The sequence below is a fragment of the Pseudomonas sp. GW458-11-26-14-LB4 genome (assembly GCF_059423925.1).
In genome coordinates this window covers 66,473-92,235 of sequence record NZ_JBWKYU010000025.1, presented here as the reverse complement: position 1 = coordinate 92,235, position 25,763 = coordinate 66,473, and the positions used below count along the sequence as shown (strand labels likewise).

28 protein-coding genes and 1 pseudogene are annotated in these 25,763 nt (G+C 59.8%); 15 read left to right on the top strand and 14 right to left on the bottom strand.

Annotated elements, in window-relative coordinates:
* Positions 1–541: 541 nt before the first annotated feature.
* The 4 genes and pseudogenes from AC07XZ_RS26095 (at position 542) to AC07XZ_RS26080 (ending at position 3,000) form a co-directional block, all read left to right on the top strand.
* Positions 542–901, top strand: coding sequence for a DUF6124 family protein (locus AC07XZ_RS26095; RefSeq protein WP_011335854.1), 360 nt, complete (start codon positions 542–544; stop codon positions 899–901).
* A gap of 134 nt (positions 902–1,035) precedes the next feature.
* Complete coding sequence (locus AC07XZ_RS26090; protein WP_039765632.1) at positions 1,036–1,263, top strand: hypothetical protein; 228 nt, start codon at positions 1,036–1,038, stop codon at positions 1,261–1,263.
* Between the two features lie 147 nt (positions 1,264–1,410).
* Positions 1,411–1,692, top strand: a pseudogene (locus AC07XZ_RS26085) (PAS domain-containing protein); the annotation flags it as partial.
* A 243-nt stretch (positions 1,693–1,935) separates the two neighbouring features.
* Positions 1,936–3,000: a methyl-accepting chemotaxis protein gene (locus AC07XZ_RS26080; RefSeq protein ID WP_371921037.1), complete on the top strand. Its 1,065-nt coding sequence runs from the start codon at positions 1,936–1,938 to the stop codon at positions 2,998–3,000.
* Here the strand turns inward: AC07XZ_RS26080 and AC07XZ_RS26075 are convergent.
* The 5 genes from AC07XZ_RS26075 to norR all read right to left on the bottom strand — a co-directional run bounded on the left by AC07XZ_RS26075 (position 2,997) and on the right by norR (position 7,490).
* Entirely contained in the window at positions 2,997–3,746 is a 750-nt protein-coding gene (locus AC07XZ_RS26075; protein WP_102688218.1) for a YkgJ family cysteine cluster protein, read from the bottom strand. The genes AC07XZ_RS26080 and AC07XZ_RS26075 overlap by 4 nt on opposite strands.
* 87 nt (positions 3,747–3,833) lie before the next feature.
* Complete coding sequence (locus tag AC07XZ_RS26070; RefSeq protein ID WP_039765638.1) at positions 3,834–4,151, bottom strand: hypothetical protein; 318 nt, start codon at positions 4,149–4,151, stop codon at positions 3,834–3,836.
* A gap of 62 nt (positions 4,152–4,213) precedes the next feature.
* Positions 4,214–4,672 carry a GNAT family N-acetyltransferase gene (locus AC07XZ_RS26065; RefSeq protein WP_102688217.1) on the bottom strand — a complete coding sequence of 153 codons (459 nt, stop codon included), beginning with the start codon at positions 4,670–4,672 and terminating at the stop codon, positions 4,214–4,216.
* Between the two features lie 27 nt (positions 4,673–4,699).
* On the bottom strand, positions 4,700–5,602 hold the full coding sequence (locus AC07XZ_RS26060; RefSeq protein WP_011335848.1) for a chemotaxis protein CheV: 903 nt from the start codon (positions 5,600–5,602) through the stop codon (positions 4,700–4,702).
* A 331-nt stretch (positions 5,603–5,933) separates the two neighbouring features.
* A complete protein-coding gene (gene norR, locus AC07XZ_RS26055; RefSeq protein WP_102688216.1) occupies positions 5,934–7,490 on the bottom strand; it encodes a nitric oxide reductase transcriptional regulator NorR in 1,557 nt (518 codons plus the stop codon).
* 163 nt (positions 7,491–7,653) lie between these two features.
* Between norR and hmpA the strand changes: the two genes are divergently transcribed.
* From hmpA to AC07XZ_RS26010, 9 genes are all read left to right on the top strand, one after another.
* Positions 7,654–8,835, top strand: a complete 1,182-nt coding sequence (gene hmpA / locus AC07XZ_RS26050) for an NO-inducible flavohemoprotein (RefSeq protein WP_102688215.1) — start codon at positions 7,654–7,656, stop codon at positions 8,833–8,835.
* Positions 8,836–9,051: 216 nt separating this feature from the next.
* On the top strand, positions 9,052–9,612 hold the full coding sequence (locus tag AC07XZ_RS26045; protein WP_102688214.1) for an ester cyclase: 561 nt from the start codon (positions 9,052–9,054) through the stop codon (positions 9,610–9,612).
* A gap of 25 nt (positions 9,613–9,637) precedes the next feature.
* Entirely contained in the window at positions 9,638–10,147 is a 510-nt protein-coding gene (locus AC07XZ_RS26040; RefSeq protein ID WP_007956723.1) for a disulfide bond formation protein B, read from the top strand.
* Between the two features lie 824 nt (positions 10,148–10,971).
* Positions 10,972–11,913, top strand: a complete 942-nt coding sequence (cyoA, locus tag AC07XZ_RS26035) for a ubiquinol oxidase subunit II (protein WP_011335843.1) — start codon at positions 10,972–10,974, stop codon at positions 11,911–11,913.
* Between the two features lie 3 nt (positions 11,914–11,916).
* Positions 11,917–13,947: a cytochrome o ubiquinol oxidase subunit I gene (cyoB, locus tag AC07XZ_RS26030; protein WP_007956721.1), complete on the top strand. Its 2,031-nt coding sequence runs from the start codon at positions 11,917–11,919 to the stop codon at positions 13,945–13,947.
* Positions 13,948–13,950: 3 nt separating this feature from the next.
* On the top strand, positions 13,951–14,577 hold the full coding sequence (locus AC07XZ_RS26025; protein ID WP_007956720.1) for a cytochrome o ubiquinol oxidase subunit III: 627 nt from the start codon (positions 13,951–13,953) through the stop codon (positions 14,575–14,577).
* Complete coding sequence (cyoD, locus tag AC07XZ_RS26020) at positions 14,577–14,912, top strand: cytochrome o ubiquinol oxidase subunit IV (protein ID WP_007956718.1); 336 nt, start codon at positions 14,577–14,579, stop codon at positions 14,910–14,912. Before AC07XZ_RS26025 ends, cyoD begins: the two co-directional genes overlap by 1 nt.
* Before the next feature lie 10 nt (positions 14,913–14,922).
* On the top strand, positions 14,923–15,810 hold the full coding sequence (gene cyoE, locus AC07XZ_RS26015) for a heme o synthase (RefSeq protein ID WP_007956716.1): 888 nt from the start codon (positions 14,923–14,925) through the stop codon (positions 15,808–15,810).
* 230 nt (positions 15,811–16,040) lie between these two features.
* A complete protein-coding gene (locus AC07XZ_RS26010; protein ID WP_011335841.1) occupies positions 16,041–16,532 on the top strand; it encodes a RidA family protein in 492 nt (163 codons plus the stop codon).
* Between the two features lie 69 nt (positions 16,533–16,601).
* Here AC07XZ_RS26010 and AC07XZ_RS26005 read toward each other — a convergent pair whose 3' ends face one another.
* The 4 genes from AC07XZ_RS26005 to AC07XZ_RS25990 all read right to left on the bottom strand — a co-directional run bounded on the left by AC07XZ_RS26005 (position 16,602) and on the right by AC07XZ_RS25990 (position 19,424).
* Positions 16,602–17,306: a hypothetical protein gene (locus AC07XZ_RS26005; protein ID WP_102688213.1), complete on the bottom strand. Its 705-nt coding sequence runs from the start codon at positions 17,304–17,306 to the stop codon at positions 16,602–16,604.
* 173 nt (positions 17,307–17,479) lie between these two features.
* Complete coding sequence (locus AC07XZ_RS26000; protein ID WP_102688212.1) at positions 17,480–18,004, bottom strand: DUF6622 family protein; 525 nt, start codon at positions 18,002–18,004, stop codon at positions 17,480–17,482.
* Between the two features lie 64 nt (positions 18,005–18,068).
* The gene (locus AC07XZ_RS25995) at positions 18,069–18,473 is read right to left on the bottom strand and encodes a GNAT family N-acetyltransferase (RefSeq protein ID WP_102688211.1); all 405 of its coding nucleotides are present in this window, start codon (positions 18,471–18,473) and stop codon (positions 18,069–18,071) included.
* Between the two features lie 45 nt (positions 18,474–18,518).
* Positions 18,519–19,424 (bottom strand): LysR family transcriptional regulator, encoded by a 906-nt coding sequence (locus AC07XZ_RS25990; protein WP_085649343.1) that lies wholly within the window; start codon positions 19,422–19,424, stop codon positions 18,519–18,521.
* 102 nt (positions 19,425–19,526) lie between these two features.
* On the opposite strand from AC07XZ_RS25990, the gene AC07XZ_RS25985 reads away from it, so the two are divergent.
* On the top strand, positions 19,527–20,699 hold the full coding sequence (locus AC07XZ_RS25985) for an aspartate aminotransferase family protein (RefSeq protein WP_102688210.1): 1,173 nt from the start codon (positions 19,527–19,529) through the stop codon (positions 20,697–20,699).
* 52 nt (positions 20,700–20,751) lie between these two features.
* On the opposite strand, the gene AC07XZ_RS25980 is transcribed toward AC07XZ_RS25985, so the two are convergent.
* The 3 genes from AC07XZ_RS25980 to AC07XZ_RS25970 form a co-directional block, all read right to left on the bottom strand.
* Entirely contained in the window at positions 20,752–22,671 is a 1,920-nt protein-coding gene (locus AC07XZ_RS25980; RefSeq protein ID WP_102688209.1) for an alkaline phosphatase D family protein, read from the bottom strand.
* A 71-nt stretch (positions 22,672–22,742) separates the two neighbouring features.
* Entirely contained in the window at positions 22,743–23,489 is a 747-nt protein-coding gene (locus AC07XZ_RS25975) for a hypothetical protein (protein ID WP_102688208.1), read from the bottom strand.
* Positions 23,490–23,622: 133 nt separating this feature from the next.
* A complete protein-coding gene (locus AC07XZ_RS25970) occupies positions 23,623–23,976 on the bottom strand; it encodes a hypothetical protein (protein WP_064383933.1) in 354 nt (117 codons plus the stop codon).
* A 118-nt stretch (positions 23,977–24,094) separates the two neighbouring features.
* On the opposite strand from AC07XZ_RS25970, the gene AC07XZ_RS25965 reads away from it, so the two are divergent.
* Positions 24,095–24,844: a hypothetical protein gene (locus AC07XZ_RS25965; protein WP_085745328.1), complete on the top strand. Its 750-nt coding sequence runs from the start codon at positions 24,095–24,097 to the stop codon at positions 24,842–24,844.
* Between the two features lie 24 nt (positions 24,845–24,868).
* Here the strand turns inward: AC07XZ_RS25965 and AC07XZ_RS25960 are convergent, their stop codons facing one another.
* Positions 24,869–25,234, bottom strand: a complete 366-nt coding sequence (locus tag AC07XZ_RS25960) for a hypothetical protein (protein WP_102688207.1) — start codon at positions 25,232–25,234, stop codon at positions 24,869–24,871.
* A gap of 110 nt (positions 25,235–25,344) precedes the next feature.
* Entirely contained in the window at positions 25,345–25,674 is a 330-nt protein-coding gene (locus AC07XZ_RS25955) for a hypothetical protein (protein ID WP_007956700.1), read from the bottom strand.
* Positions 25,675–25,763: the final 89 nt, after the last annotated feature.

The window sequence follows — 25,763 nt, the reverse complement described above, 5'->3', positions numbered from 1 at the left end:
CCCCGGATAAATCCCTCCACTCAGCCTTCCGATGGGGCCGGCACGTCAAAAGCCTTACTCGAGCTAACGCTCATCGTTTTGAGTGGTGAAGAGCGTAGTGCGGTGCTGCTCAAAACTGGAGTTCAGCTCGGTGATTCAGGTCGGTGTATTCCGTATAAACAACACCGTCAGTTCCCTCTCCCTCCGGGAGAGGGCTAGGGTGAGGGGAGCTTTTGAGGTTGTTTAAATCTCAACAACTACACCGGATCCTTCCCACAAGGTTTTCAGGTTGTCCGTCGGAAGTGCGCTCTCTAGTCTTTGGCTGTCGCTGCCAATTCAGCGAACAGGTGTGGAAACCTGATTTCAAGTAGTTGCAAAGCATCTCCCCGTAATCGTTGCCGATGTCTTCTTTCGTCTGCAAACTGCGTCGCGGCGGCTGTGCGCAGGCAGACTTCGGTCTGGCCGGTTGCCTACTTATCGGTTTTCCACCCTGCGTACAGCTGCCACCTCTTGTCGTGTGGAAACGACAAGGGATGGCTCCATAGCCAAGTAGGAGTTTTTCATGGACAAACTGATACCCGACCCACCCCTCGAATCACCCACCCCACTCGAAGAGGCCATGCGCGCCGAAGACCTCGCCCGTAACCGCGAAGCCATCAAACGCGCCCTCGACTACTACCTCTGCCCCAACCCCACCAAACCGCGCCCGAGCACGATGTATATGGTCACTCCCAACGTCGACACCGAAAGCCTGCTGGCCAATGCCTGCGAGTCCCTGGCGTCGGCCAGTACCATCGCCAGCAATTTCGCCAATGAGCTTTCGGGCCCGCAGCGCAGTACGGCACTGGGAATCCAGCAGATCATCATGCTGGCGGAGCTGGCGGTGAACCGGGCGCTGGATCGGGTTGATCCGCAAACGTGATCCGCTAGTCGAAGAGTCCCGAAAAGGCACAGGTCGTACCCTTTTTGGGGCTCTTTAAACTCCGCTCACGCAGGTATACTGCGCGCTTTCGCGGCTCGTCCACCGGGCCGGACTTTTTGCTTCGCGGAGCTTTCATGACTTCCCCAATCGACAACGCTGTGAGCGATGTCCCGGCAGAGCTGGCCGAGGCCGGCGAATCCAAGCCGACCATTCCTGCGTTCAAGTTTCCGTTCAAGCCAGGTGAGCTGGCAGCTGCCAAAGCGGCGAAGCAGCCCCAGTTCAAGGGCAAGGACGGTGATCGTCATGCCAAGATTCCGGGTGTGGCGCCTTCGGGCACTCGCCGTTCGATGGGCAAGCGCTGATTCATTCCCGCCTCGGCCGTCGCTGTGATTTTCGGTCACAGTGATGGCTAATTGCTCAGTTCCTGAGCCAGATCAACGTTTCACCAGTGAGTGCGCTTAGAGTCAGCAGCCCTGCCGACTCTTTCCAATAAAACGAGCGCGCTTTTCATGAAGATCAATCTCCCGGTGACCGGGCGCAATGTCGATGTTGCGCCGGATGCGAACATTCTCTCGACCACCGATCTGACCAGCGCGATCACCTACGCCAACGACGATTTCATCAGGATCAGCGGTTACAGCCGCGACGAGCTGCTGGGTGCGCCGCACAATTTGCTGCGTCATCCGGACATGCCGGCGCAGGCGTTTGCCCATATGTGGCAGACGCTCAAGCGCGGGCGGTCGTGGATGGGGCTGGTGAAGAATCGTTGCAAGAACGGTGATCACTACTGGGTCAGTGCCTATGTCACGCCGGTCACGCAGAACGGTGCGGCGGTGGAGTATCAGTCGGTGCGCACGCGGCCGGATGCGCGGCAGATGGCGGCGGCGGAGCGGGCGTATGCGCAGTTGCGTGAGGGGCGGGCGGTGCGTTGGCAGCGACTGCCGGCGCTGAGTTTGCGGGCGAAGATCATGGCGTTGACCAGTTCGGTGCTGGCGGTGGTGCTGGGGATTGAAGCCTGGCTGCGGCCGGAGTCCATGGGCATCGAAGCGGCTGCGCTGGTGGTCGGCAGCGGCGCGTGTGCCTTGGGCGTGGGTTGGTTGTTGCGGCCGCTGGAGCGTTTGACCGAGCGTGCCCGGCTGATTGCCGACAACCCGTTGAGTCAGGGCATTTATACCGGGCGGCGGGATCAGTTCGGGCAGATCGAGTTTGCGTTGCAGATGCTCGAAGCGCAGGTCGGCGCGGTGGTCGGGCGGATTGGTGATGCGTCGCAACGGCTGGCCGGACATGCGGCGCAACTGGTGGATCATCTGCATAGCAGTCACACCAGCACGTTGGCGCAGCAGGCGGAAACCGATCAGGTGGCGGCGGCGATTCATCAGATGGCGGCCAGTGTGGCCGAGGTCGCCAGTCATGCGCAGCAGGCGTCGGTAGCGGCGGATATGGCGGGGACGGAAACCCGTGAAGGTCATCTGTTGGTGGGCGAGAGTCGCAGTGCGGTGTTGCGGCTGGCCGAGGAGTTGGGGCGGGCGACCGAGGTGATTCATCAGCTCGAAGGTCATAGCAGCGAGATTTCCGGGGTGCTGGAGGTGATTCGCAGCATCGCCGAACAAACGAATCTGCTGGCGCTCAACGCGGCGATCGAAGCGGCACGGGCCGGGGATGCCGGGCGCGGGTTTGCGGTGGTGGCCGATGAGGTGCGGGGTCTGGCTCAGCGCACTCAGCAGTCGACCAACGAGATTCAAAGGATGATCAGCGCCCTGCAAAACGGCGCGCGGGATGCGGTGCTGGTGATGCAGCAGAGCAGCGAGCATGTGGATAACAGCGTCGAACAGGCGCAGCGTGCGGCCCGGGCACTGGACGGGATCAGCGGGCGGGTCGAGCAGATCACCGAGATGAGTCTGCAGATTGCGGCAGCGGTCGAAGAACAGAGCGCTGTGAGTGAGGACATTAACCGCAACATCGTCAGTATTCGCACGGCCTGTGAATTGACGGTGGATGAGGGGCGCCAGAGCCAGCTCAACTCACAGGATGTGGCGGGGCTGGCGGGGGATTTGCGCTCGCTGGCGCGGGAGTTCTGGGGGCGGCGGCAGGGCGCTTAGGCCGCGCGCAGTGAAATGAACGCGTAGGTCTGTGGCGGCTCGGACACCACTTGTGCCCCGGCCGCCCGTACTTGCCCGGCGATGTCGTCGCCGGAGACATGGAACAGCCAATCGCTGGAAGTTTCGTTTAATGGCTGCGCCGTGACCTGATCGATCACCGAGGCAAACGCACCCATGTCCGGCAGGTACGCGGTGAACCCATCGCCCTTGAGCGCGGTGGTGCGGATGCCGAGCAAGCCGCAGATCGCATCCTTGATCCGGATGTCGTCGCGATCCGCCTGACGGGAGCGCTGGATCAGCGTCACCAGTTCCTGATCCACCAGTTCACCGCCGACGATCAGGTCCGGCCCTTGCTCCCAGGACTCCGGCGGGCAGTCCTTGGCGGCAGGGTTGAGCGGGATATGCGGATTGATTTCGGCGGGATAGATACGGCACACCAGCGGCCGGCGCTCGTAAATGCGGCACAGTTTGTTTTCGTCAAGATTCCGGCAGGGGCCGACGTTGTAGGCCGCGAAAGTGATCGCCACATGGGCGTCGGACATTCCGCTGCGCACCACCGCCGAACGCCGTTGCGCATGTTCGCGCTGCTGTTCCGGCAGGCCCAGGCCGTTGGCAAGAAACGCCTCCACCAGCACGATCACCTGACCGCCGTCGGCCGCCCACATGCGAGCTTCGGCCAAGGTCAGGGGCACGTGGTGATCGGTGCAGCATTTGCCGCAGCCTACGCAGGAAAAGGTCGTATTCATTGAGCGGGCAATCTTCAATCAGGGTGTGAATCGGCGACGTAAAGCCGCCGTACAGGACCGGAGTGAAGCAAGTTGTGCGCCATGCGCTCAGGGTTTGGCGGTCGGGCGGATCGAGTCCCATTCGGTGACGAACGCGGTTTTCGACTTTTTGTTGTACAGGCACAGCTCGGTGCCTTGCTGGCCCTTCATGTGTTTTTGCGGGTACTGGCCTTGCAGCAACAGCGCGGTGTAGCCGACGCGATCATCGAATTGCGCGGCGTTGCCGACCGGTTTGGCGTTTTTCAGGCCGCTGGCCTTGGTGCAACTGGCGAGCACGGCTTTGTCGTAGGCCGCCCAGGCATCGGGGCTGGAGGCGTGGGCCAACGGGGCAATGAGGCAAAGCACGGAGAGGGCGAGGCGTTTCATGGTTCGGGCATCCTTGGAGGTTTGATCGCCAAGGTTGGAACATGCCGCAGGATTTTAGTTTGTCAGTCCGGCACCATTTCCCGGCGAACCACATACATTCCAGACATTTCGTACAAGCGCTGCGCTCGCCGGTTGTCTTCCAGCACCTTCAGGTCGACAAATCCTTCGCGTCGATCCTGAAACGCCTTGAATGCATGAAGCAGCAAAGCCCGACCCAATCCACGTCCTTGGGCGCGAGGATGCACCACCAGGTTCTTGATGTAGGAACTGGTCCAGCATTGCGCCACGCCGATGACGCCGTCGGCATCGCTGGCGATGAAACACAGTGCCGGATCGTATTCCGGATCGTTTTCAAACTGCTGTTGCCAGACGTCCAGCGCCTGCACCCGGCCACCGCCTTCGCGGTAGCCGATCTGCATCAGTTCATGCACGGTGTATGCGTGTTCGGCGCTGTAGGTCGTGAGTTCGATGCCGTTCGGCCATTCGATGGTCGGCACGTCCTGGCTCAGGTCGCGCCGCATCAGAAAACAGAACGTCGCGCTCAAGACTCAGTGACCCTGAGCAGCCACATGCTTGGCCGCTTCGATCAGGCAGTGGGTCAGCTCCGGTGAGGAGAACTTGGTCAGCACGCCGTTGGCGCCGGCGAGGCGGGCCTTTTCGCTGTTCATCGCGCTGTCCAGCGAGGTGTGCAGCAACACGTAGAGGTGGGCGAAGTCCGGGGTTTCGCGCAGGGTGCGGGTGAAGGCGTAGCCGTCCATCTCGGACATTTCGATGTCGGAGACGATCAGGTTGATCTGCTGCGCCGTACCTTGCAAATCCAACAGACAGTCGATGGCCTCCTTGGCGCTGCGGGCGGTGTGGCATTGCAGGCCGAGGTTGCGCAGGGTGTGCACCGATTGCTGCAGCGCCACCTGACTGTCGTCGACCACCAGAATCCGTGCGTTGCCCAGCACTTCGGCGTCTTCCATGCTCAGCTCGGTCGGGGCCATTTCGATCTGCGCCGGGGCGATGCCGTGGATGACTTTTTCGATGTCCAGCACCTGCACCAGCGTGCCGTCCACCGAAGTCACGCCGGTGATGTAGGCGCGTGAACCGCCGGAACCGAACGGCGGCGGTTTGATGTCGGTGGTCAGGCAATGCACGATCTTGCTCACCGCCTGCACGTGCAGGCCCTGTTTCGAACGGCTGACGTCGGTGACGATCAGGCAGCCGCCGTTCGGATCTTCCAGCGGCCGCTCGCCGATGGCGCGGCTCAGGTCGATCACCGACAGCGAAGCACCGCGCAAAGTGGCGATGCCTTTGACGTGCGGGTGCGACTCCGGCAGCTTGGTCAGCGGCGGGCAGGGGATGATTTCACTGACCTTCAGCAGGTTGATCGCCATCAGCTTGCCGCTGCGCAAGGTAAACAGCAGAAGCGAAAGTGAATCTGCGCGGGCTTTGTTGGAAGACATAAAAACCTTCTGTGGAAAAAGGTGATGGGCGAGAGTGGAAATCGCCAGAAACTATTGATGCCGGGTTATCGGCGTCAAAAGGTTGGGCTTTAGGTTAGTTGTCGGGTGGTGGTGTGTCAGTTTGATCGATGGCCCTCACCCCAGCCCTCTCCCGGAGGGAGAGGGAGCCGAATGGGGGATGCTTCAAAGCTACACCGACCTGAAAGTGCATTGTTGAATCCATAATCGACTCGGTGGTTCAGGTCGATGTAGGGCGCAAGACACCTCGGTCGGCTCCCTCTCCCTCTGGGAGAGGGCTGGGGTGAGGGAGCTTTTAAACTTGAAGCACATATCAGCCCTTCATTCCCAAGCGCTTCGCCATCCGCCCCAGATTCGCCCGGTCCAGCCCCAGTTCACGGGCGGCACTGGCCCAGTTGTCCTGATTGCGCTCAAGCGCCGCGCTGATCAACTGCCGCTGATACTGCTCGGTGGCGGTGCGCAGGTCACCGCTGATCAATGGCAGGGCGGCAGTCGCTTCGGACGGCACCGACGAGTTATCCACAACCTCGCGTGGCAGGTCGAGGTCCATCGCGCTCAAGCTGAGAATCTTCGGCCGCACCTTGCAGTTGCCCAGCGCTTTCAGTGCGCTGCGTCCGATCAAGTGTTCCAGTTCCCGCACGTTGCCCGGCCAGGTGTAAGCCAGCAGCGCCTCCTGGGCGTCGCTGTTCAGGCGCAGGCTGTTGAGGCCCATGCGCGAGCGGTTCTGTTCCAGGAAATAACCGCTGAGCAACAACACATCGCGGCCCCGGTCACGCAGCGCCGGCACCCGCAACGGGTAGACGCTGAGGCGATGGTAGAAGTCGGCGCGGTAGCGGCCGCTGCGCACTTCTTCAGCCAGGTCGCGGTTGGTCGCGGCGATCAGGCGCACATCGACCTGGTGTTCCTTGTCCGAACCCAGACGTTGCAACTGGCCGCTCTGCAATACCCGCAACAGCTTGGCCTGGACGGTCAGCGACAACTCGCCGACTTCATCCAGAAACAGTGTGCCGCCGTTGGCCAGTTCGAACTTGCCGCGCCGGTCGCTGGTGGCGCCGGTGAAGGCGCCGCGCACGTGGCCGAACAGTTCGCTTTCCACCAGCGTGTCCGGCAGGGCCGCGCAGTTGAGGCTGATGATCGGTTTGTCGGCGCGCTTGGAGGCAGCGTGGATCGCCTGGGCCACCAGTTCCTTGCCGACTCCGGTTTCGCCAGTGATCAACACGGTCAGGTCGCTGCCGCCGACCAGATTGATTTCTTCCACCAGCCGTTTGTGGGCCTTGCTCTGGCCGATCATTTCACGGTTTTGCTGACCGCTGGCCTGACGATAAACCTCGGCGCGCTGGTGTTCGTCTTCAGCGCGAATCGCCAGACGCTCGATGCGTTCAGCGGCATTCACAGTGGCCGATGCGAGACTGGCGAAGGCTTGCAAGGCGTCGAGTTCGATCGGTTCGAAACGCTCGGGATCGAGGGCGTCGAGGGTGATCAGGCCCCAGAGTTTTTCATCGACGAACAACGGACAGCCGAGGCAGTCGTGAACTTCGAGGTGGTCGTCGAGGCCGTCGACCAGCCCGTCATACGGATCGGGCAGATCGCTGTCGGCGGCGAAACGGGTCGGCCCTTCGCCGGCCAGCAGCACTTCGAAGCGCGGGTGTTCGCTGACCTTGAAGCGTCGACCAAGAGTGTCGGTGCTCAAGCCATCCACCGCCAGCGGCACCAGCCATTCACCGTCGAGACGCAACAGGGCAGCGGCATCGCAGGGCAGCAGGGCGCGCATGGCTTCGAGCAGGCGTCGATAGCGCTCGCCTTCGGGCAGTTCGCGGGACAGGTCGGAGACCAGTGGGAGCAGGGCTGTGAGCAATGATTTGGCGGACATAGGCTTGTAGTCAAAGAGACACGTTGTAGTCGAAGCGACTATAGAGGTACTTGTGTCGATCTGACTACATAATTTTCAAGCTATTGATTTGTATATAAAAAATAGTTGGCACGAATACTGGAATGGATAAGGCACTTTTAGAGAAAGCTCAGGAGTCACCCTTATGCTTAGCGTCCAGGATCGTGCCATCGTCAAATCCACTGTGCCTCTGCTGGAAAGCGGCGGCGAAGCGCTGATCACCCATTTCTACCGCATGATGCTCTCCGAGTACCCGGAAGTCCGCCCGCTGTTCAATCAGGCCCACCAGGCCAGCGGTGACCAGCCTCGCGCCCTGGCCAATGGCGTGTTGATGTACGCCCGTCACATCGATCAACTCGACCAGTTGGGCGATCTGGTGGCGAAGATCATCAACAAACACGTGGCCCTGCAAATCCTGCCGGAACACTACCCGATCGTCGGCACCTGCCTGTTGCGCGCCATCTCCGAAGTACTCGGCGAAGAAATCGCCACGCCGGAAGTGATGAACGCCTGGGGCGCAGCCTACGGTCAGTTGGCCGATATCCTGATCGGCGCCGAAACCGCCATTTATGACCAGAAAGAGCAAGCCGTCGGCGGCTGGCGCGGGGCGCGGGAGTTCATCGTCGCGGCCAAGGTCGAGGAGAGCGCGGAAATCATTTCGTTCTACTTCGAGCCGGCGGACAAGGGCCCGATTCTCGCAGCCGAGCCAGGCCAGTACATCGGCATGAAGCTGATCCTCGACGGCGAAGAAATCCGCCGCAATTACTCGCTGTCGGCACTGGCCAACAAAGGTCAGTACCGCATCAGCGTCAAACGCGAACCGGGCGGCCGTGCCTCCAATTACCTGCACGATCAACTGCATGTCGGCGCCAGCATCCAGCTGTTCCCGCCATCGGGGGAGTTCACCCTGACGGCCAGCGACAAACCGTTGGTGCTGATCAGCGGCGGCGTCGGCATCACTCCGACTTTGGCGATGCTGGAAGCGGCGCTGGAAACCGAGCGTCCGGTGTACTTCATCCACAGTGCGCGCAACGGCAGCGTGCACGCGTTCCGTGACTGGATCGACGGGCTGGCCGCGCGTCATCCGCAGCTCAAGCGCTTCTATTGCTACGCCGAAGATGATGGTGTGAGCCCGGCGGCGGACAAGGTCGGGTTGTTGAGCGAGGAGCAACTGGGCGAGTGGCTGCCGGCGGAGCGTGATGTGGACGCTTACTTCCTCGGGCCGAAAGGCTTCATGGGGGCGATCAAGCGTCACCTGAAGGCGCTGGGTGTGCCTGAGAAGCAGAGCCGGTATGAGTTCTTCGGGCCGGCTGCTGCTCTGGAATAATCCAGGACCGAGTCGCCTCTATCGCGGGCAAGCCCGCTCCCACAGGATTTGAGTTCGACACGGCCCTTGTGGGAGCTGGCTTGCCAGCGATTGGCCGTTACACGGCCCTGATTCTTAAATTCTGTTTAAAGGTTAATCGTTTCTTAACCGGTTTATCGTTTATTCCCCGATGCTGATGATAGGCGCTCGTTCGTTTACATGATCAGGATCGCCCCCATGTCGCACTTCGCCTCTTCCCGTCGTTTCAGCCTGGCCACTTTGGGCCTGTCGGTTGCCTTGTTTTCCAGTCCGTTCGCGTTCGCCGAATCCGCGTTGATCCAGCCACAGACCCTGATCGTCGATCAGAGCCTGCCCAAGGCCCAGCGAGATGCAATGGAACTGGCGGCGCGGCGTTACGGCAGTTTCTGGAACACGGGTGAAGAGGCGTTGGCCACCGCCGCCCTGTCGCCGCAGTTCGTCGACAAGACCCCGCCGGAAGGCCGGGTGCAGGGGCCGACCGGGCCGCTGCTGGCGTCGAAGTTCTTTCGCACGGCGGTGCCGGACGTGAGTTGCGAGATCGAGCAAATGATCGTCGCCGGGGATCGCGTGGTGGTGCATCTGCACTTTCGCGGGCATTTCACCGGCACGTTCAAGGCTCTCAAAGGGCAGGGCCAGCGTGTAGACTTCCGGGCAACCGATATCTATCAGATCGACAACGGTCGCATCGCGGCCAATTGGCATATCGAAGACAACATCAGCCTGATGGCGCAACTGCAAGCGCAGCCGCCGGCCAGCTGAACCATGGACATGAAAGGGAAACGCGATGAGCGAGGAAACGATTCGATTGGGACGTGAGCGGCGCTATCTGGTGTTGCTGGGCATCATCTGCCTGGCGCTGATCGGCGGCGCGCTGTACATGCAGATCGTGCTGGGCGAGGCGCCGTGCCCGCTGTGCATCCTGCAGCGTTATGCGTTGCTGCTGATCGCGCTGTTCGCGTTCATCGGCGCGGCCATGCGCACCCGACGCAGCATCACGGTGTTCGAGGTGCTGGTGGTGATTTGTGCCATCGCCGGCGCCGGTGTCGCCGGGCATCACGTGTACACCCAGTTCTATCCGGCGGTGAGCTGCGGCATCGATGTGTTGCAACCGATCGTCGATGACCTGCCGCTGGCAAAGATCTTCCCGCTGGGCTTCCAGGTCGACGGTTTCTGCTCGACGCCGTACCCGCCGATCCTCGGCCTGTCGCTGGCGCAATGGGCACTCGTGGCCTTCGTGCTGGTGGTGATCCTGGTGCCGCTGCTGACCTCGCGTAACCGAAAAGCGTTGCGCTGAATCAACTTTTCGGCGCGTGCGCCGATAAACCAAACGCCTCGATTTGCGGTGACGCAGATCGAGGCGTTTTGCATTTCAGGGTCTGTGTGAAAACACCGTGACGAACGGCAAGGAAGGGTGCGACAGGTGTGCGACATGTTGTCACACAGGCCGTGTCGCAGCTCGTTTCACAGGCCCGGATTGGAGTGCTGTTACAAAAAAGGATTGGTCTGTTTCAGCGTTTTTCGGTTTTTGCACGCGTGTGCCGGATCAGGCAGTTTTAACAGACTCCGGCAGATGGCCAAAAGCCTTGGCATATCGGGCTTTGCGCGGATCGCGCCGTGGGAAAAAGCCCTCGGAGCTGTCTGAACTGAGGCCGATAGACCTACATTTTTTGGTGTTTTTGTTGAGAATCGATTTCGATAACATGCGGAACTTTTGCAAAAACGGTGATGGATTGTTGCTCGGAGCGATAAAAATTATTTCGGGATAAGACATGGTGTATAGGGCGCTACCTATCTACAATCGCCCGCACTGAATTCCCGGCACTGTTCAGCCTTTATTAAGGAGGCGAGCAGGAAGTCGGGTGTCGAGCAGCCGAGAGGCTTGCGAGACACCCAGGTGTCGGTGCCTTCCAACTTTCCGCACCAAATGGAATTGGTCTGTAACAAGGCCTTTGACCACGAATTCGAATAAGAACTGACCGCTGTCCCAGGTTTTGTCGAGCGTCTGACGCGCGACGGGCGGCCCTTATTCAATCCAAAGAAAATGCCAACCCTTGGCAGGGTGAAGTGTTGGCGATCAAAACCCAACTGCATTGCGCAAGCTGCTTTAGAGGTCGTGAGATGAGTAAAAACAGGTACCCCAGATTACTAGGCCTAGTGCCGCTGCTCGGCACGTTGTTGCTGGGAGGCTGCAACATGACCTTGCTCAATCCAACGGGCCAGGTCGGCCTGGAACAGCGCAACCTGATCATCACCGCCACGCTGCTGATGCTGTTGGTCGTTGTGCCGGTCATCGTGATGACCTTCCTGTTCGCCTGGAAGTACCGTGCCTCGAACAAGAACGCCGTCTACACCCCGAAATGGTCGCACTCGACAAAGATCGAAGTGGCAGTCTGGACCATCCCGGTCCTGATCATCATTGCCCTGGGTTACATCACCTACAAGTCGACCCACTCGCTGGATCCGTATCGTCCGATCGAATCCGACGTCAAGCCTGTGACCATCGAAGTGGTCGCGCTGGACTGGAAGTGGCTGTTCATCTACCCGGAACAAGGCATCGCCACGGTCAACAAGATCGTGTTCCCGGCGCACACCCCGGTTAACTTCCGGATCACTTCGGACGCGGTGATGAACTCGTTCTTCATCCCGGGCCTGGGCGGCCAGATCTACGCGATGGCGGGCATGACCACCAAGCTGCACCTGATCGCTGACCGCAACGCTGAAATGGACGGTATCTCCGCCAACTACAGCGGCGCTGGTTTCACCGGTATGAAATTCAAAGCGATCGCAACTTCTCAGGAAGATTTCGACGCCTGGGTAAGTGAAGTCAAAAAGGCACCTAAACAGCTTGAAGCCGCTGAATACGCAGCCCTTGCCAAGCCAAGCCAGAACAATCCAGTCGAGCTCTACTCCTCGGTCACGCCGAACCTGTTCCAGACCATCGTCGACAAGTACGAAGGCATGAAACCGGGCAAGCCGCTGAAGCACGAGAAGAAAGAGAAAGAAGTGGCGGCAACGGATATGGACTCGAATTCGCATTCAGCTGCCGGGGCAGAGGAGTAAACGATGTTTGGTAAATTAAGTTGGGAAGCGATCCCTTTCCACGAGCCGATCGTGATGGTCACCATCTCGATGATCGCGCTCGGTGGTCTGGCGTTGTTCGCTGCAATCACCTACTTCAAGAAGTGGACTTACCTGTGGACCGAGTGGCTGACGTCGGTCGACCACAAGAAAATCGGCGTGATGTACATCATCGTCGCCATGGTCATGCTGCTGCGCGGTTTTGCCGACGCCATCATGATGCGTACCCAGCTGGCCATGGCCACCGAGGGTTCGCCTGGCTACCTGCCACCTGAACACTATGACCAGATCTTCACCGCTCACGGTGTGATCATGATCATCTTCATGGCGATGCCATTCTTCACCGGCCTGATGAACCTTGCAGTGCCGCTGCAGATCGGCGCGCGTGACGTTGCGTTCCCGTTCCTGAACTCCCTGAGCTTCTGGCTGCTGGTATCCGGCGTCGTGCTGATCAACCTGTCCCTGGGCGTCGGCGAATTCGCCAAGACCGGCTGGGTTGCCTATCCACCGCTGTCGGGTCTGCAATACAGCCCTGGCGTGGGGATGGACTACTACATCTGGGCGCTACAGCTATCGGGTCTGGGTACAACGTTAACGGGGGTTAACTTCCTCGCGACCGTGCTGAAAATGCGTACCCCAGGCATGAAACTGATGGACATGCCGATCTTCACCTGGACCTGCACCTGGGCAAACGTTCTGATCGTGGCTTCGTTCCCGATCCTGACCGCTACCCTGGCACTGCTGACCCTTGACCGTTACATGGATTTCCACATTTTCACCAATGAACTTGGTGGCAATCCAATGATGTACGTCAACCTGTTCTGGGCATGGGGCCACCCTGAGGTTTACATCCTGATCCTGCCGGCGTTCGGCATTTTCTCGGAAGTCATCTCGGCCTTCACCGGCAAGAAACTGTTCGGCCACCACTCGATGATCTACGCCTCGGGCGCGATCTCGGTACTGGGCTTCATGGTTTGGCTGCACCACTTCTTCACCATGGGTTCGGGTGCCAGCGTCAACGCCTTCTTCGGTCTGGCGACGATGCTGATTTCCATCCCGACGGGTGTGAAACTGTTCAACTGGCTGTTCACCATCTACCAGGGCCGTCTGCGCTTCACCAGCCAGGTTCTGTGGACCCTGGGCTTCATGGTGACCTTCGCCATCGGCGGTATGACCGGCGTACTGCTGGCCATTCCGGGTGCTGACTTCGTTCTGCACAACAGCCTGTTCGTGATCGCTCACTTCCACAACGTGATCATCGGCGGCGCGGTATTCGGCTACATCGCAGGCTTCGGCTTCTACTTCCCGAAAGCGTTCGGCTTCAAGCTGCACGAAGGCTGGGGTAAAGCAGCGTTCTGGTTCTGGATCTCGGGCTTCTTCGTCGCGTTCATGCCGCTCTACGCTCTGGGCTTCATGGGCATGACCCGTCGTCTGAACGCCACCACCAACCCTGAGTGGGTACCGTACCTGTACGTTGCCATGTTCGGTGCGGTGATGATTGCTGTGGGTATCGCCTGCCAGCTGATCCAGCTGTACGTGTCGGTGCGTGACCGCAACAAGCCGGAAAACATGTGCGAACACGGTGACCCGTGGAATGCCCATACCCTGGAATGGTCGACCTCGTCGCCACCTCCGTTCTACAACTTCGCTGTACTGCCAAAAGCAGACTGCATCGATCCGTTCACCGAGGCCAAGGAAAACGGTACTGCGTACAAGGCTCCGGCCAAGTACGAACCGATCCACATGCCGAACAACACCGCCACTGGCGTGGTGATGGGCGCACTGCTGACCGTGTTCGGTTTCGCGATGATCTGGCACATCTGGTGGTTGGCGATCGCCAGCCTGGCCGGCACTGTCATCTACTTCGTGATTCACGCAGCACGTGACGATCAGGGCTACATGGTGCCGGTTGAAACAATCGAGCGCATCGAAGCCGAGCAGCACAAGCGTCTGGTAGCGGCCGGGAAGATCCCTGCTTCCGCAACCCGTGTTGAAACCAAGTTGGAACAGGCTTAAACAATGTCGAACTTAGTGACCAATGCTGGACACGCCCATGGTCATGACCATGGGCACGATGACCATCACCACGACTCGGGCGAGATGACCGTATACGGTTTCTGGCTCTACCTGATGACCGACTGCATTCTGTTTGCGTCGATCTTCGCGGTGTACGCGGTACTGGTAAACAACGTCGCCGGTGGCCCGTCGGGCCACGACATCTTCGAACTGCCATACGTGCTGGGCGAAACCGCTCTGCTGTTGTTCAGTTCGATCACCTACGGCTTCGCCATGCTGGCGTTGTACAAAGGTAAGAAGCAGCAGGTTCTGGGCTGGTTGTTCATGACCTTCCTGCTCGGCGCAGGCTTCATCGCCATGGAGATCAACGAGTTCCACCTGCTGATCTCCGAGGGCTTCGGTCCTAGCCGTTCGGGCTTCCTGTCGGCGTTCTTCACGCTGGTCGGTACCCACGGTCTGCACGTGTCCGCCGGTCTGATCTGGATGGGCATCATGATGTACCAGGTCAACAAGCACGGCCTGACGGCGACCAACAAGACCCGTCTGAGCTGCCTGAGCCTGTTCTGGCACTTCCTGGACGTGGTGTGGATCTGCGTATTCACCGTTGTTTACCTGATGGGGACCCTGTAATGGCTAATGCACACTCCCATGACAGCCATGATGCTGGCCACGGCAGCGTAAAGTCGTACGCCATTGGCTTCATCCTGTCGGTAATCCTGACCGTCATCCCGTTCGGCCTGGTGATGTTCCCGACCCTGCCGAAGTCGACGACGCTGGCAATCGTCCTGCTGTTCGCCGTGATCCAGGTGATCGTTCACCTGTATTACTTCCTGCACCTGGACCGTTCCATCGCTCAACGTAACAACGTGATTGCGTTCGTCTTTACGGCCATCGTGATCGTGCTGCTGGTCGGTCTGTCGCTGTGGATCATGTTCAGCATCCACACCTACATGATGGCGAAGTGAGGTAAACCCGATGTCGCTCAAGCACTTTATCCAAATCACCAAACCGGGGATCATTTTCGGTAACGTGCTTTCTGTGGCAGGCGGGTTCTTCCTGGCCTCGAAAGGGCATGTCGATCTGGCCGTGTTTCTGGCAGCCATGATCGGCACTTCCCTGGTTGTGGCCTCCGGTTGCGTGTTCAACAACTGCATCGACCGCGACATCGACCTGAAGATGGAACGCACCAAGAACCGGGTGCTGGTCCAGGGCTTGATCTCCCTGAAACTGGCCCTGGTCTATGCGACCGTCCTGGGTGTCGCCGGCGTTGCGTTGCTGTACAAGGTGGCCAACCCGTTGGCTGCCCTGTTCGCCGTGATCGGCTTCATCATCTACGTCGGCTTCTACAGCCTGTACCTCAAGCGCAAGTCGGTTCACGGCACGCTGGTGGGCAGTCTGTCGGGCGCCATGCCGCCCGTGATCGGTTACGTGGCCGTGACCAACAGCTTCGACATGGCCGCGCTGACCCTGCTGGTGATGTTCAGCCTGTGGCAGATGCCGCATTCCTACGCCATCGCGATCTTCCGCTTCAACGATTACCTGGCCGCATCGATTCCGGTGCTGCCAGTGAAGCGCGGGATCCAGGTGGCCAAGAAGCACATCCTGATCTACATCCTGGCCTTCCTCGTGGCGACCTTGATGCTGACCTTCAGCGGTTACGCCGGCATGAGCTACCTCGCCGTCGCCGCGGCCATGGGCATGTACTGGCTGTACATGGCCTGGACCGGCTACAAGGCGGTGGATGACACGGTCTGGGCACGCAAGCTGTTCGTGTTCTCGATCTTCACCATCACCGCGTTGAGCGTCATGATGTCCCTGGACTTCAAGGTGCCGACCGAGCTGCTGTTGACGTACGCGCCGTAAGGTTCGAACGTTGTACGAGAAACCCCGTTCATCGAGAGATGAGCGGGGTTTTTTGTTGCTCGGTTGATGGAGAAACGACGTCCTTTGTCGCGAACAGACTCTCTCCCAAAAGGGTGGCGTAATCAGCCATTCCCCCGAAACGACTAGCTAGAAATCGACAGGTTGCGGTCGGTAGGCAAAAGTCCTAGATTCGGATCCAACTACATGCATCGATCTAGAGGCTGGGCGAAATGACTGAGAGGATGACCTGCGACGAGCGATTCATTGCCCTGGCAAAAGAGCTGAACTACGACATCAATGGCGAGAACACGGTGGGTGGCAATTACGCGCCGTTGATCCGTCATCGCGATGAGATCTACATCAGCGGCATGGTGCCGCGCACCGAGGGCAAGATTCAGTATCCGGGGCGGGTGGGGCAGGAGTTGACGCTCAAGGATGCGCAGGCCGCGGCGAGTATCAGCGCGATGCGGTGTCTGGCCTTTATCGTCGATGCAGTCGGTTCGCTGGACAAGGTCCGGTCGTTGTTGCGGGTCACGGTGTACGTGAAGTCCACGCCGGATTTCGTCGACCTCAGCGAAGTCGCCAACGGTGCATCGGACGTATTCAGTTATGTGTTGGGCGATGTCGGGCGCCATACCCGCACCACCGTCGGTGTCTATCAGTTGCCGAAAAACGCAGCCATCGAAGTCGACATGATTGCCGCCGTGCACCCATCGGCATAACCGCCAATCTGCGGACAACAAAAAGCCCCGCCTGAAGTTCAGAGCGGGGCTTTTTCGTCAGCGCCGGTATTACTGGGCGGCGATGCTGTAACCGTCGAACGCGGTCTGCTGTTGCAGCGCGGTGATGATGTTCTTGCGGTTGATCGCGTGCTCGGTGCCGGCGTTGTCGACGAAGGTTTCGCCTTCGATTTCCGCATCGTCGCCTTCACCGACGAAGGTGAAGCCGAGGAATTCCAGTGCCTCGCGATCCACGCTCAGGCGCGAGCGCGGTGTGCGCATTGGCAGGGTCACGCTGATGCCGTCCTTGCTGATGCTGAACACTTCAACGTCTTTCTTGGCGCGTGCGGCCTTGCTCTTGCCGCCGCTCGGGTTGCTGATCGCCTGGTGGGTCTGGTTCAGAACCTTGAGGGCCAGGCCATAGACGATTTCCTGGAACGCCGGATCGTCCTTGAAGCTGGACAGGATGCGGCTGATCGGGAATTTGCTGCTCAGATCTTCGAGGGCGGCGATGTCGGCGGCTTCGGCGTCCTTCAGGCGCTTGAGTTCGCCCATCAGCTCATAGGCCTGGTCGTCATCGAAGCGGTCGTGGGCCTGACGGATCGCGGCGCGCAGTTCGCGGATCTGATCGCTTTCGCGGCTCGACTGGAACGCGTCCAGCACCATCTCGCTGATGATCTTCGCCTGTGGGATGTGTTGTGAAAGATTGATGGAGTTTTCGTATTCCGCTTTGGACGACAGAGTGACTACGGATTCAGCGGTGTTGAAATCGGACATTGAAATTTCACTACTTTTTTAACTTGAGATGAGACGAGAAAGCGCTGGGGGCTTTTTCAGGCCGACTAATTTAGGGGAGCGCGGCAGCGTTGTCACGGAGCAAGGGGCCGGTGGTGCCGATTATTTGTCCGGATGATTTGTGAAGGGCAACCAGGCACCGCGCGTGTCCTGTCTCATTCATTGGCGACAGCGTTCTCGGGTAGTCGCCGGGACGTCAGGCCACGCAGCGTCCAGTAGAGCTTCAACGAACGGGTACCGATCAGGCCGCACATGAAACCCGCAATGCCGGACTTGAGCAGCTGCATGTCCGAGGACGCGGAAATCTCCGGATTCACGTCATGCTGGTAACCGAAGTAGTAGTTCGCGGAAAAGAACATCAGGTACATGATCAGGATTTTTACCGTGCCCGGCATGATCAGCCCTGTCGCAGAGTCGTCGAGCACCACGCCCCGCCGCGAGAACACCAGCCAGGCCGAGAGACCGCCCAGCAACAGCGCGCCGAACCAGGTGCTGAAAAACAAGGCCGGGTTGATCGACAGGTTCAGGGAGTACAGCGACCACGCCAAAAACGCCGGGGGTGTTATCAGCATAGAGGCACGGCTTTCGCGTCGGGGAGAAAACGACTTGATGCCGAAATAAACCACCAGCAGAAAAATCAGGTAAACCCGTAGCGGAGTGTTTTGCAGAATCGTGAGCATTGCGCAGCATCCATGCTGGAAAAGGAGGAGGGTGGAGCATAGCCGGGGTCACAGTAACCGTCGGCTATTTCAGCCGCAAACGCTCCATCGCGATCACCGACGTTTCAAATCCCAGGCTGGCGAAAAACGCTTCGGCGCCTTCGCGCCCGGCACGCAGGACCCAGGTAATGTCGGTGTTGTCGCCCATTACATGTTCGACCAGCGCCCGCCCGATGCCCGCGCGCCGATGTTGCCCGTCGACCACGACCATCGACAGGTAACCGTTGGACAAGCCATCGGTGATGCCACGGGCGAAACCGACAATTTGCTGGCCGCTCAATGCCACAGCGCTGCGCTGAGAGTTCTGAACAAGCTGTGCGAAATGTTCGGCGGTGCCGGTGCGATGGCCCCAGCCGTGCGCCTCCAGAAACTGCCTTGCTGCCTCCACTTCCGTGGGCAGAAGGTCGCGTATTGAAATGTCTTTGTTCATTCGTTGATTCCGTCCTTGGTGTATTTCCAACAGTAGCCGCGTTGCTTACGGTCTGCCCCACATCTGCATGGCGAACTCGACGAAGCGACGCAGTTTAGGCAACCGATAGCGATCCGGCGCGTAAAGCAGATGCATCGGGCGGTTCGGCGGCTGATAGTCCGGCATCACCACGACCAGTTTGCCGTCGCGCAGATCCTGTTCCACCAGTGCGTCCGGCAGCATCACGATGCCCATGCCGGTGCGCGCGGCCTGATGCAGGCCGGCGGAGCTGTTGATCAGCATCGGGCCTTTGACGTCGACCATGATTTCTCCGTCCGGGCCGCTAAGGCGCCACTGTTTTTCCACCGATTGCCAGTCGTCACCGGCAGGGTAGGCGAACGACAGGCAGTCGTGCTGGCGCAGTTCCTCAGGCGTGAGCGGCATGCCGCGTCGGGCCACGTATTCCGGGGAGGCGCAGACGGTCAGGGTGTAGTCGATCAGCGGGCGGGCGATCAGGTTGGACTGGTCGAAGTGGCCCAGTCGGAAGGCCACGTCGAGACCGCTTTCCAGCAAATCCGGACGGCGGTTGGTCAGGATCACGTCGAGTTTGACCTGCGGACATTGCAGAGAAAACTCACTGAGCGCCGGGGCCAGACGTTCAACGCCAAAGGTCAGCGGCGCAGTAACCCGCAGAATGCCGCGCGGTTCATCAAGCGTCTGCTCGGCGAGGCGTTCGGAGTCGGCGACCAGACCTAACACCTCCAGGCAGCGCTGATAGTAGACGCTGCCGAACTCGGTCAGCCGCTGGCGGCGGGTGGTGCGTTGCAACAGTTGCACGCCGAGCCGTTGCTCCAGCGCCCGCAGGTGATTGCCCACCATGGTCGTGGACATTTCGCACTGCAGCGCGGCCGCCGTCATGCTGCCGGACTCCACCACCTTGACGTACACGCTCATCGACTGGAACAAATCCATTATCAAGCCCGGCTTTTAAATGATTGAAGTTTTGCCGAGTTTATCCAGTTCAGGTGGATAACCATACTGCCAGCACCTCTCACCTCGCTGGAGTTTGCCGACATGACCGCCGCCCTGATGAACACCTATCAACCGCTGGACTTGAGCTTCATCAAAGGCCTGGGCACCCGACTCTGGGATCAGGCGGGCCGGGAATATCTGGACGCAGTGGCAGGCGTGGCGGTGACCAATGTCGGTCACTCGCACCCGCGCATCGTGTCGGCGATCAGCGAGCAGGCGGGATTGCTGCTGCACACCTCCAATCTCTACAGCATCGACTGGCAACAATCGCTGGCGCAGAAGCTGACGCGGCTGGCGGGGATGGAGCGGGCGTTTTTCAACAACTCCGGTGCCGAGGCCAACGAAACCGCGCTGAAACTGGCGCGCCTGTACGGCTGGCGCAAAGGTATCGAACAGCCGCTGGTGGTGGTGATGGCCAACGCATTTCATGGCCGTACCCTCGGCACCTTGTCCGCCAGCGATGGCCCGGCGGTGCGCCTGGGCTTCAATGACTTGCCGGGGGATTTCGTCAAAGTGCCGTTTGGCGATCTTCAGGCGCTGGAACAGGTGCAGCGCAAACATGGCCAGCGGATCGTGGCGATTCTGGTGGAGCCGATCCAGGGTGAAAGCGGCGTGCAACTCGCGCCGCCCGGCTACCTCAAGGCCCTGCGTGAATTGTGCGATCGCCACGCCTGGCTGCTGATGCTCGACGAAATCCAGACCGGCATCGGCCGCACCGGCCGCTGGTTTGCGTTCCAGCACGAAGGCATCGTTCCCGACGTCATGACCCTCGCCAAGGGACTGGGCAACGGCGTGCCTATCGGCGCCTGCCTGGCACGGGGCCGGGCGGCCGATCTGTTCACCCCCGGCAGCCATGGCAGCACTTTCGGCGGCAATCCACTGGCGTGCCGGGTGGGTTGCACCGTGCTCGAGATCATTGAGGAACAAGGCCTGCTGGAAAATGCCAGGGTCCAAGGCGAGCGCCTGCTGACCCGCTTGCGTGCAGAGCTGACGGACAATCCGAATGTGCTGGCGATTCGCGGGCAAGGGCTGATGATCGGCATCGAACTCAAACAGCCGATCCGCGACCTGACACTGATTGCCGCGCGGGATCATGGACTGCTGATCAACGTCACTCGCGGCAAGACGATCCGGCTGCTGCCGCCGCTGACGATTGATGAGCGGGAGGTGGGGATGATTGTCAGAGGGGTGGCTCGGGCGTTGGGCGAAAGCTGATTGTCCCGGTTGCGTCTGAAATGGCTGCCGTTTTACCGGCAGCCATTTTTATTTAATCAGGATAATCCGACAAATCCGGCGCCAGCATCCGGGTCTTCGGTGCGCCGTTCGCGTTGTGCTGGATGATGTCTTTCGGTTGCCCCTGTTGATTGAAAAACACCTGGCCGATCCCCGCCGAATTCCACAACCGTTCACCCGCTTCGGCGTGTTCCGGCACGTACGGGACGATGCGCATGCGGCGGCGTTTGGTGAGCCAGTTGAGGGGCGAACGCGGTGAGTAGAGCCAGCGATTTAGGCGGTCGAACCATTCCAGCAGGGTCGGCGGGAACTCGTTTTTGATGCCGCTGCTGGTGATCTGCCAGATGCGCGGGCCGGCCTTGCGGTGTCGGATCAGGACTTCGTAGACGAAGGAATAATGCACGTCGCCTGACAGCACCACGTAGCTGCCCGGTGTACGCGAGTGTCGGAAAATGTTCAGGATCACCTGGGCTGCGCCGCGATGGGCCATCCAGTTTTCTGCGTCCACCAGCAGTGGATAACCGCACCAGCTGAATACTCGCTGCACGGTTTCGATCAGCTTCACACCGAAGATCGGTGCCGGCGAAACGATGATCGCCGAAGGGTGGTCGAGCAGTTCCTGCTGCAGTTCGCTCAAGGCTTCCCAGTCCAGCAGGCCTGACGGTTGCTTGAGCGCCATTTCGCTGCGCCAGCGTCGGGTGCGAGTGTCGAGCACCACCAGCGCCGGGCTGGTCGGCAATACGAAATGCCATTGCTGAAAGCGCAGCAAATCCTCAATCAATTCGTCCTGCGCGGGAGCGTCGAGATAGCGGTCGTCACCGCTGGCGCTCAGGCCTCGGGTTTTCTCCAGTACTGCGCTGAATGCATCCGGATTGTTGCCCCAGCCCTGACACAACATGTAGGCGATCAGCGCGTTGCCGATGATGCGTTTGGAGAACGGGTGGCCGTAGGCCGTTTCCTCCCATTGCGCGGACAGGTTCCAGTCATCGGTGATGTCATGGTCGTCGAAAATCATGAGGCTCGGCAGATGCGCCAGTGCCCGGGCCACCTGGCCGAGGCCGGCCTTGAACCCGTCGATGCGGGTCTGTTCGAGGGCATAGCGCTTGAGGCGTTCCGGCGTCAGTGCCGGCGGCTGCGGATTGACCAGTGTCCAGGGCGTTGGCGACCACACCAGTAAATACATCGCCATGACTTCGGCAAACGTCACGAGGTGATTGTCGGCACTACTGCTGGTGAAAATCGGCTTGCGCGCACCGCCGAAGAAACGCTCGCGCAATGTCTCGTTGCTTTCGAGTGCCGGCAGCAGATCTGCACGATGGTAGTAGCTGGCCGGGTGTTCGTAGAGTTTCGCGCTGTCGCTGACCACCGCGCCTTCGAGGTGTTCACCGAACAGGCCGAGGCGCTCGATCAGGGCATGAATCGCCCGCAACATCGGACCGGCCACGTCGTCGGCGTAAACCTGATCGCCGCTCATCATCAACAGGGCGGGACGTTGCTGCGGATCGGTTTCGGCGGCCAGCAACCGATCAACGCAGAGCAGACCGTCGGCGGCCGGGTGATGGGGCTTGCGGCAGGAACCGTGGAGCAACTGGTCGATGCGCGAACGCAGGACGAAGTTCGGGCTGGTGGCGTTGTCGTAAAGCAGGTGTGGCGCCCAATCGGCGATGGGCTGCTGGCCATCGTTCAACAGGTCGTAGTCGATGCGGGTGTCGCAGGGCAGGGCCGTCTCGAGGGGGACATCGATCAGGTGAACAAATGCCCGGTTGCCTACCGGAATGACCGTGCATTTCCCGGCATCCAGTGGAATGTCTCCTACGCCTTGCAGGCGCAAGGTCAACGACAGCTCGCGGCTGCCGACCAGCCAAAACACTAAGCGTGTCGGTTCCAGTCGGCGCAGCAGTGGGCCGGCCAGAACAGCAGGCAACGGGCTCAGGTCATCAAGTGTCGGAGGCATCGGGGGGAAAGCTCAAGGCGCACAGGCCGGCGATGATAGCGCAGCCGGCGCCTCGAACCCTTAAACCAGGCTTAAGAGCCCGTTTTTTCCAGCTTCAGCGCCAACAGGCGCCATTCGGCAGGTGTCGCGTCGACTCTCGGCTGTTCCTGTACGGAGCAGTCGAAGCGGTACGTCACGTCGTCTCCATTCATGTTCCGCGCGGTGACGGTGTTGCTGAAGGTGTAGACCTGATCCTTGAAGCGTTGCGGCGTCAGGCTTTTGCTGTCGGCAAACCGGGCAGACGCGGGGAAGCGCAAGGTGCTAGTCACGAACGGGCTGCACATGACATACGCGAGCATCGATTTGTCGCCCTGCGCGTCGGCGCGCAATTTTTTGCTCAGCACTGTCAGGGCCTTACGCCCCTCATCGTCACTCTGGTCGATCACGGTTTGCACCGACATCGTCTTCGGCGCGCGACTGGCGTAATTCGGCAGCAACGCGGAGTCCGCTGGAGAGGGCGTGTTGTCCGGCTCGATAGCGGCGAACACCGGCGCGTCTTTCAGTGAAGCAGGGCTTGCAACCGCCTCGGCTTCCGGCAGCAGCGAGGTCGGCTCGGCTTCCCGCTGTGCCGCGACGTTTTCAGTCTGCGCGGCGTCGTAGCGATGCGCCGACGGGAACAATGAAAAAGTGATCGCCAGCACCACCATCGAAACAATGAAACCGCCCGCGACACCGACCAGGTTGGCGTAAAACAGATTCCAGCTGCCGCGGTTTTTCAATACCCAGCGCCACATGAAACCCCAGGCCGCGACAAATGCCAGAAAACGCAGAAACTCCATTCGATCCTTTCCTTAAACCTGCTGAAGCCGGATATCAGCGCCGTTCCGATAACGAGCACTGAAAGATGGGCGGCAAGATATCAAAATAGATTTCTGGCGCCACAAGAACCTTCACACGCCGTGTCGATACAGATCACTTGAGCGCAAAAAACGCCAGAGCGGTAATGCCGGCCACTGTGCCGCAAAGGCCTGCCAGCAGCTGCCGCGCAATCAGGGGCTCGACTTGCGAGCGTCGGGCGACCAGCATCCATACGCCGACCAGCGCCGCGGCGGTCGTCATCATTTCCAGCAATGTGGTCGTCAGACCGGTTACGTGCGGACGGCTCGACCCGAACAGACCGATGTAGAACTCCGAGACCACCAGACCTACCAGCATGCCGCTGGCAGCGCCCAGCAGGTTGGCGAGGAACAGGTTCCAGGTGCCACGATGTTTGACCACCCACACCCACATGGCCACCCAGGCTAAAAGACAAAACGCTGCATCCATCGCACCCCTCCTTTTGAATCAGTTTCGTCAGGCCCATGGCTCCCGGGCCGACACTGGACGGCAAGATAGCAAAATAGTAGCTTCGCGCCACTTTCCTGATTCCTGTAATGGACTACTCATGTCAAAAGTCGCCCCTGCTCTACGCCTGCTGTGCGCAATCACTTTCGCCAGCGCCATGACCCCGGCATTCGCCGCCTGGAAAGAGCACCCGGAAAACAGCTGGAAGTATTACCTCGCCAATTGTCAGCGCATGCAGGAAAAAATGGCCGACGTCCAGAGCGGTCGCGTGCCCGGCGCCTTTGAGGTGATGGGCGATTTGGAGAACAGCCAGGGGAGCATGAATGAGCACCGCCCAAACCTGCCTCCCCAATACCTCGCCTCCGGGGAATTCGCTCAATGCGAAAACGTGGCGGCCGAGGCCGATGCGATGATTGCCCGTGGCAAAGCCGAGTTCGCCGACAGAATGAACCAGGCCGCCGAGCAAGGCCGGATCGCCCACCAGAACTCCCCCGAATACCAACGCGCCCGTTCACTCGGCTACAGCGATGTCGGTGAAATCTCCTTCCTCAAACTTCACGAAGACATGGACGGCGAAGCACGCCTGAAAACCATGATGATTACTGTCGATGAAGTCTGCGGCCAATACTTTCGTGCCACGCAATATGTGAAGCCGTATGTGATCTACACCGTGCGGCCGTCGGATGGCGGATGTGGCGAGGAAAAACGCGTGGCGATTGTCGGTGGCAGGTCGGTTGAGAAGGGTGATTACATCGATGAGCGGGGCGAGTTTCAGTATGTGGGCTGGAAGAAACTGGTGGGGGCGGATGGGTTTCCTACTGAGATTCGGGTGTTGAAGGCTCGGCGCTGACCGCAAAACAGTAACGCCGTCCAGTCACATGTGGGGGAAGTAATTCACAGCAAGAAACAGCAGGGTCGCCATGCCGGCGACCAAGCCACACACCGCGCCGAGCAACTGACGTGCAACCGGATGTTCGGGTTGACGGCGATTGGCAATCCACAGCCATACCCCCGCCAGAACGCCCGCGCTGGTGATGAACACCACCAGACTGCGATGCAGGTTGGGTGTCGCCATCGACGTACCAATGACTGCGTCGTAAATCAGCGTGAACACAATGCCGGTAACCACGCCACTTCCGGCGCCGGCAAGGTTGGCCAGCAACAGGTTCCACTCACCCCGTTGCTTCACCACCCATAGCCAGGTTCCAGCCATCACCAGCAAGCACAACACAGCATCCATTTTGGTTCATTCCCGAGTGCGCGATAACAGAGGCGGTTGACAGGCCTCTGGCGAGTGGACGGCAAGATATCAAAATAGTAGCTTCGCGCCACTTTCTTCATCTGCGTAGCTTAAAGAATGTCCTTCAAATAACCCTTGAGCGCGAGGAGCGGCTGATCCAGCTGCTCCAGCGACTGCGCCTGACTGAAGTCGGTCGACAACTTGTGCAGCTCCCGCCCCAACGGTTTCTCGACGCCACCCAACGCATCCATCGCCAGCGCCAGGCACTCGTTCATCTTGAACTGGATCGTCTCGACATCACCCCGGCGCACCAGCAGTTCGAACACGTCTTTCTGATAGTCGCCCATGACCATGTCATCCCGCAGAATCGGGCTCAGGCCTTCCTCCTCATACGCGAGTTTGAGGGAGAACAGGGCGACGGTTTCCAGTGACGTTTCCATGGAGTGAACCTGTGTGAGATCTCGCCGGAGGGCCAGCGGCACTTTCCGACAGACGAAAAAAAGGCCTTGCTAAGCAAGATCTTTTCTAA

Coding starts and splice junctions, on each gene's coding strand:
- AC07XZ_RS26080 (WP_371921037.1), top strand. CDS start 1,936: ATGGGCATCGAAGCGGCTGCGCTGGTGGTCGGCAGCGGCGCGTGTGCC.
- AC07XZ_RS25995 (WP_102688211.1), bottom strand. CDS start 18,473: ATGAACAAAGACATTTCAATACGCGACCTTCTGCCCACGGAAGTGGAG.
- AC07XZ_RS25955 (WP_007956700.1), bottom strand. CDS start 25,674: ATGGAAACGTCACTGGAAACCGTCGCCCTGTTCTCCCTCAAACTCGCG.
- cyoB (WP_007956721.1), top strand. CDS start 11,917: ATGTTTGGTAAATTAAGTTGGGAAGCGATCCCTTTCCACGAGCCGATC.
- AC07XZ_RS25965 (WP_085745328.1), top strand. CDS start 24,095: ATGTCAAAAGTCGCCCCTGCTCTACGCCTGCTGTGCGCAATCACTTTC.
- AC07XZ_RS26060 (WP_011335848.1), bottom strand. CDS start 5,602: ATGTCTTCCAACAAAGCCCGCGCAGATTCACTTTCGCTTCTGCTGTTT.
- AC07XZ_RS26090 (WP_039765632.1), top strand. CDS start 1,036: ATGACTTCCCCAATCGACAACGCTGTGAGCGATGTCCCGGCAGAGCTG.
- cyoD (WP_007956718.1), top strand. CDS start 14,577: ATGGCTAATGCACACTCCCATGACAGCCATGATGCTGGCCACGGCAGC.
- norR (WP_102688216.1), bottom strand. CDS start 7,490: ATGTCCGCCAAATCATTGCTCACAGCCCTGCTCCCACTGGTCTCCGAC.
- AC07XZ_RS26075 (WP_102688218.1), bottom strand. CDS start 3,746: ATGAATACGACCTTTTCCTGCGTAGGCTGCGGCAAATGCTGCACCGAT.
- AC07XZ_RS25970 (WP_064383933.1), bottom strand. CDS start 23,976: ATGGATGCAGCGTTTTGTCTTTTAGCCTGGGTGGCCATGTGGGTGTGG.
- AC07XZ_RS25985 (WP_102688210.1), top strand. CDS start 19,527: ATGACCGCCGCCCTGATGAACACCTATCAACCGCTGGACTTGAGCTTC.
- AC07XZ_RS25980 (WP_102688209.1), bottom strand. CDS start 22,671: ATGCCTCCGACACTTGATGACCTGAGCCCGTTGCCTGCTGTTCTGGCC.
- cyoE (WP_007956716.1), top strand. CDS start 14,923: ATGTCGCTCAAGCACTTTATCCAAATCACCAAACCGGGGATCATTTTC.
- AC07XZ_RS26045 (WP_102688214.1), top strand. CDS start 9,052: ATGTCGCACTTCGCCTCTTCCCGTCGTTTCAGCCTGGCCACTTTGGGC.
- AC07XZ_RS26005 (WP_102688213.1), bottom strand. CDS start 17,306: ATGTCCGATTTCAACACCGCTGAATCCGTAGTCACTCTGTCGTCCAAA.
- AC07XZ_RS25960 (WP_102688207.1), bottom strand. CDS start 25,234: ATGGATGCTGTGTTGTGCTTGCTGGTGATGGCTGGAACCTGGCTATGG.
- AC07XZ_RS26000 (WP_102688212.1), bottom strand. CDS start 18,004: ATGCTCACGATTCTGCAAAACACTCCGCTACGGGTTTACCTGATTTTT.
- AC07XZ_RS26095 (WP_011335854.1), top strand. CDS start 542: ATGGACAAACTGATACCCGACCCACCCCTCGAATCACCCACCCCACTC.
- cyoA (WP_011335843.1), top strand. CDS start 10,972: ATGAGTAAAAACAGGTACCCCAGATTACTAGGCCTAGTGCCGCTGCTC.
- AC07XZ_RS25990 (WP_085649343.1), bottom strand. CDS start 19,424: ATGGATTTGTTCCAGTCGATGAGCGTGTACGTCAAGGTGGTGGAGTCC.
- AC07XZ_RS26025 (WP_007956720.1), top strand. CDS start 13,951: ATGTCGAACTTAGTGACCAATGCTGGACACGCCCATGGTCATGACCAT.
- AC07XZ_RS26040 (WP_007956723.1), top strand. CDS start 9,638: ATGAGCGAGGAAACGATTCGATTGGGACGTGAGCGGCGCTATCTGGTG.
- AC07XZ_RS26065 (WP_102688217.1), bottom strand. CDS start 4,672: ATGCGGCGCGACCTGAGCCAGGACGTGCCGACCATCGAATGGCCGAAC.
- AC07XZ_RS26070 (WP_039765638.1), bottom strand. CDS start 4,151: ATGAAACGCCTCGCCCTCTCCGTGCTTTGCCTCATTGCCCCGTTGGCC.
- hmpA (WP_102688215.1), top strand. CDS start 7,654: ATGCTTAGCGTCCAGGATCGTGCCATCGTCAAATCCACTGTGCCTCTG.
- AC07XZ_RS25975 (WP_102688208.1), bottom strand. CDS start 23,489: ATGGAGTTTCTGCGTTTTCTGGCATTTGTCGCGGCCTGGGGTTTCATG.
- AC07XZ_RS26010 (WP_011335841.1), top strand. CDS start 16,041: ATGACTGAGAGGATGACCTGCGACGAGCGATTCATTGCCCTGGCAAAA.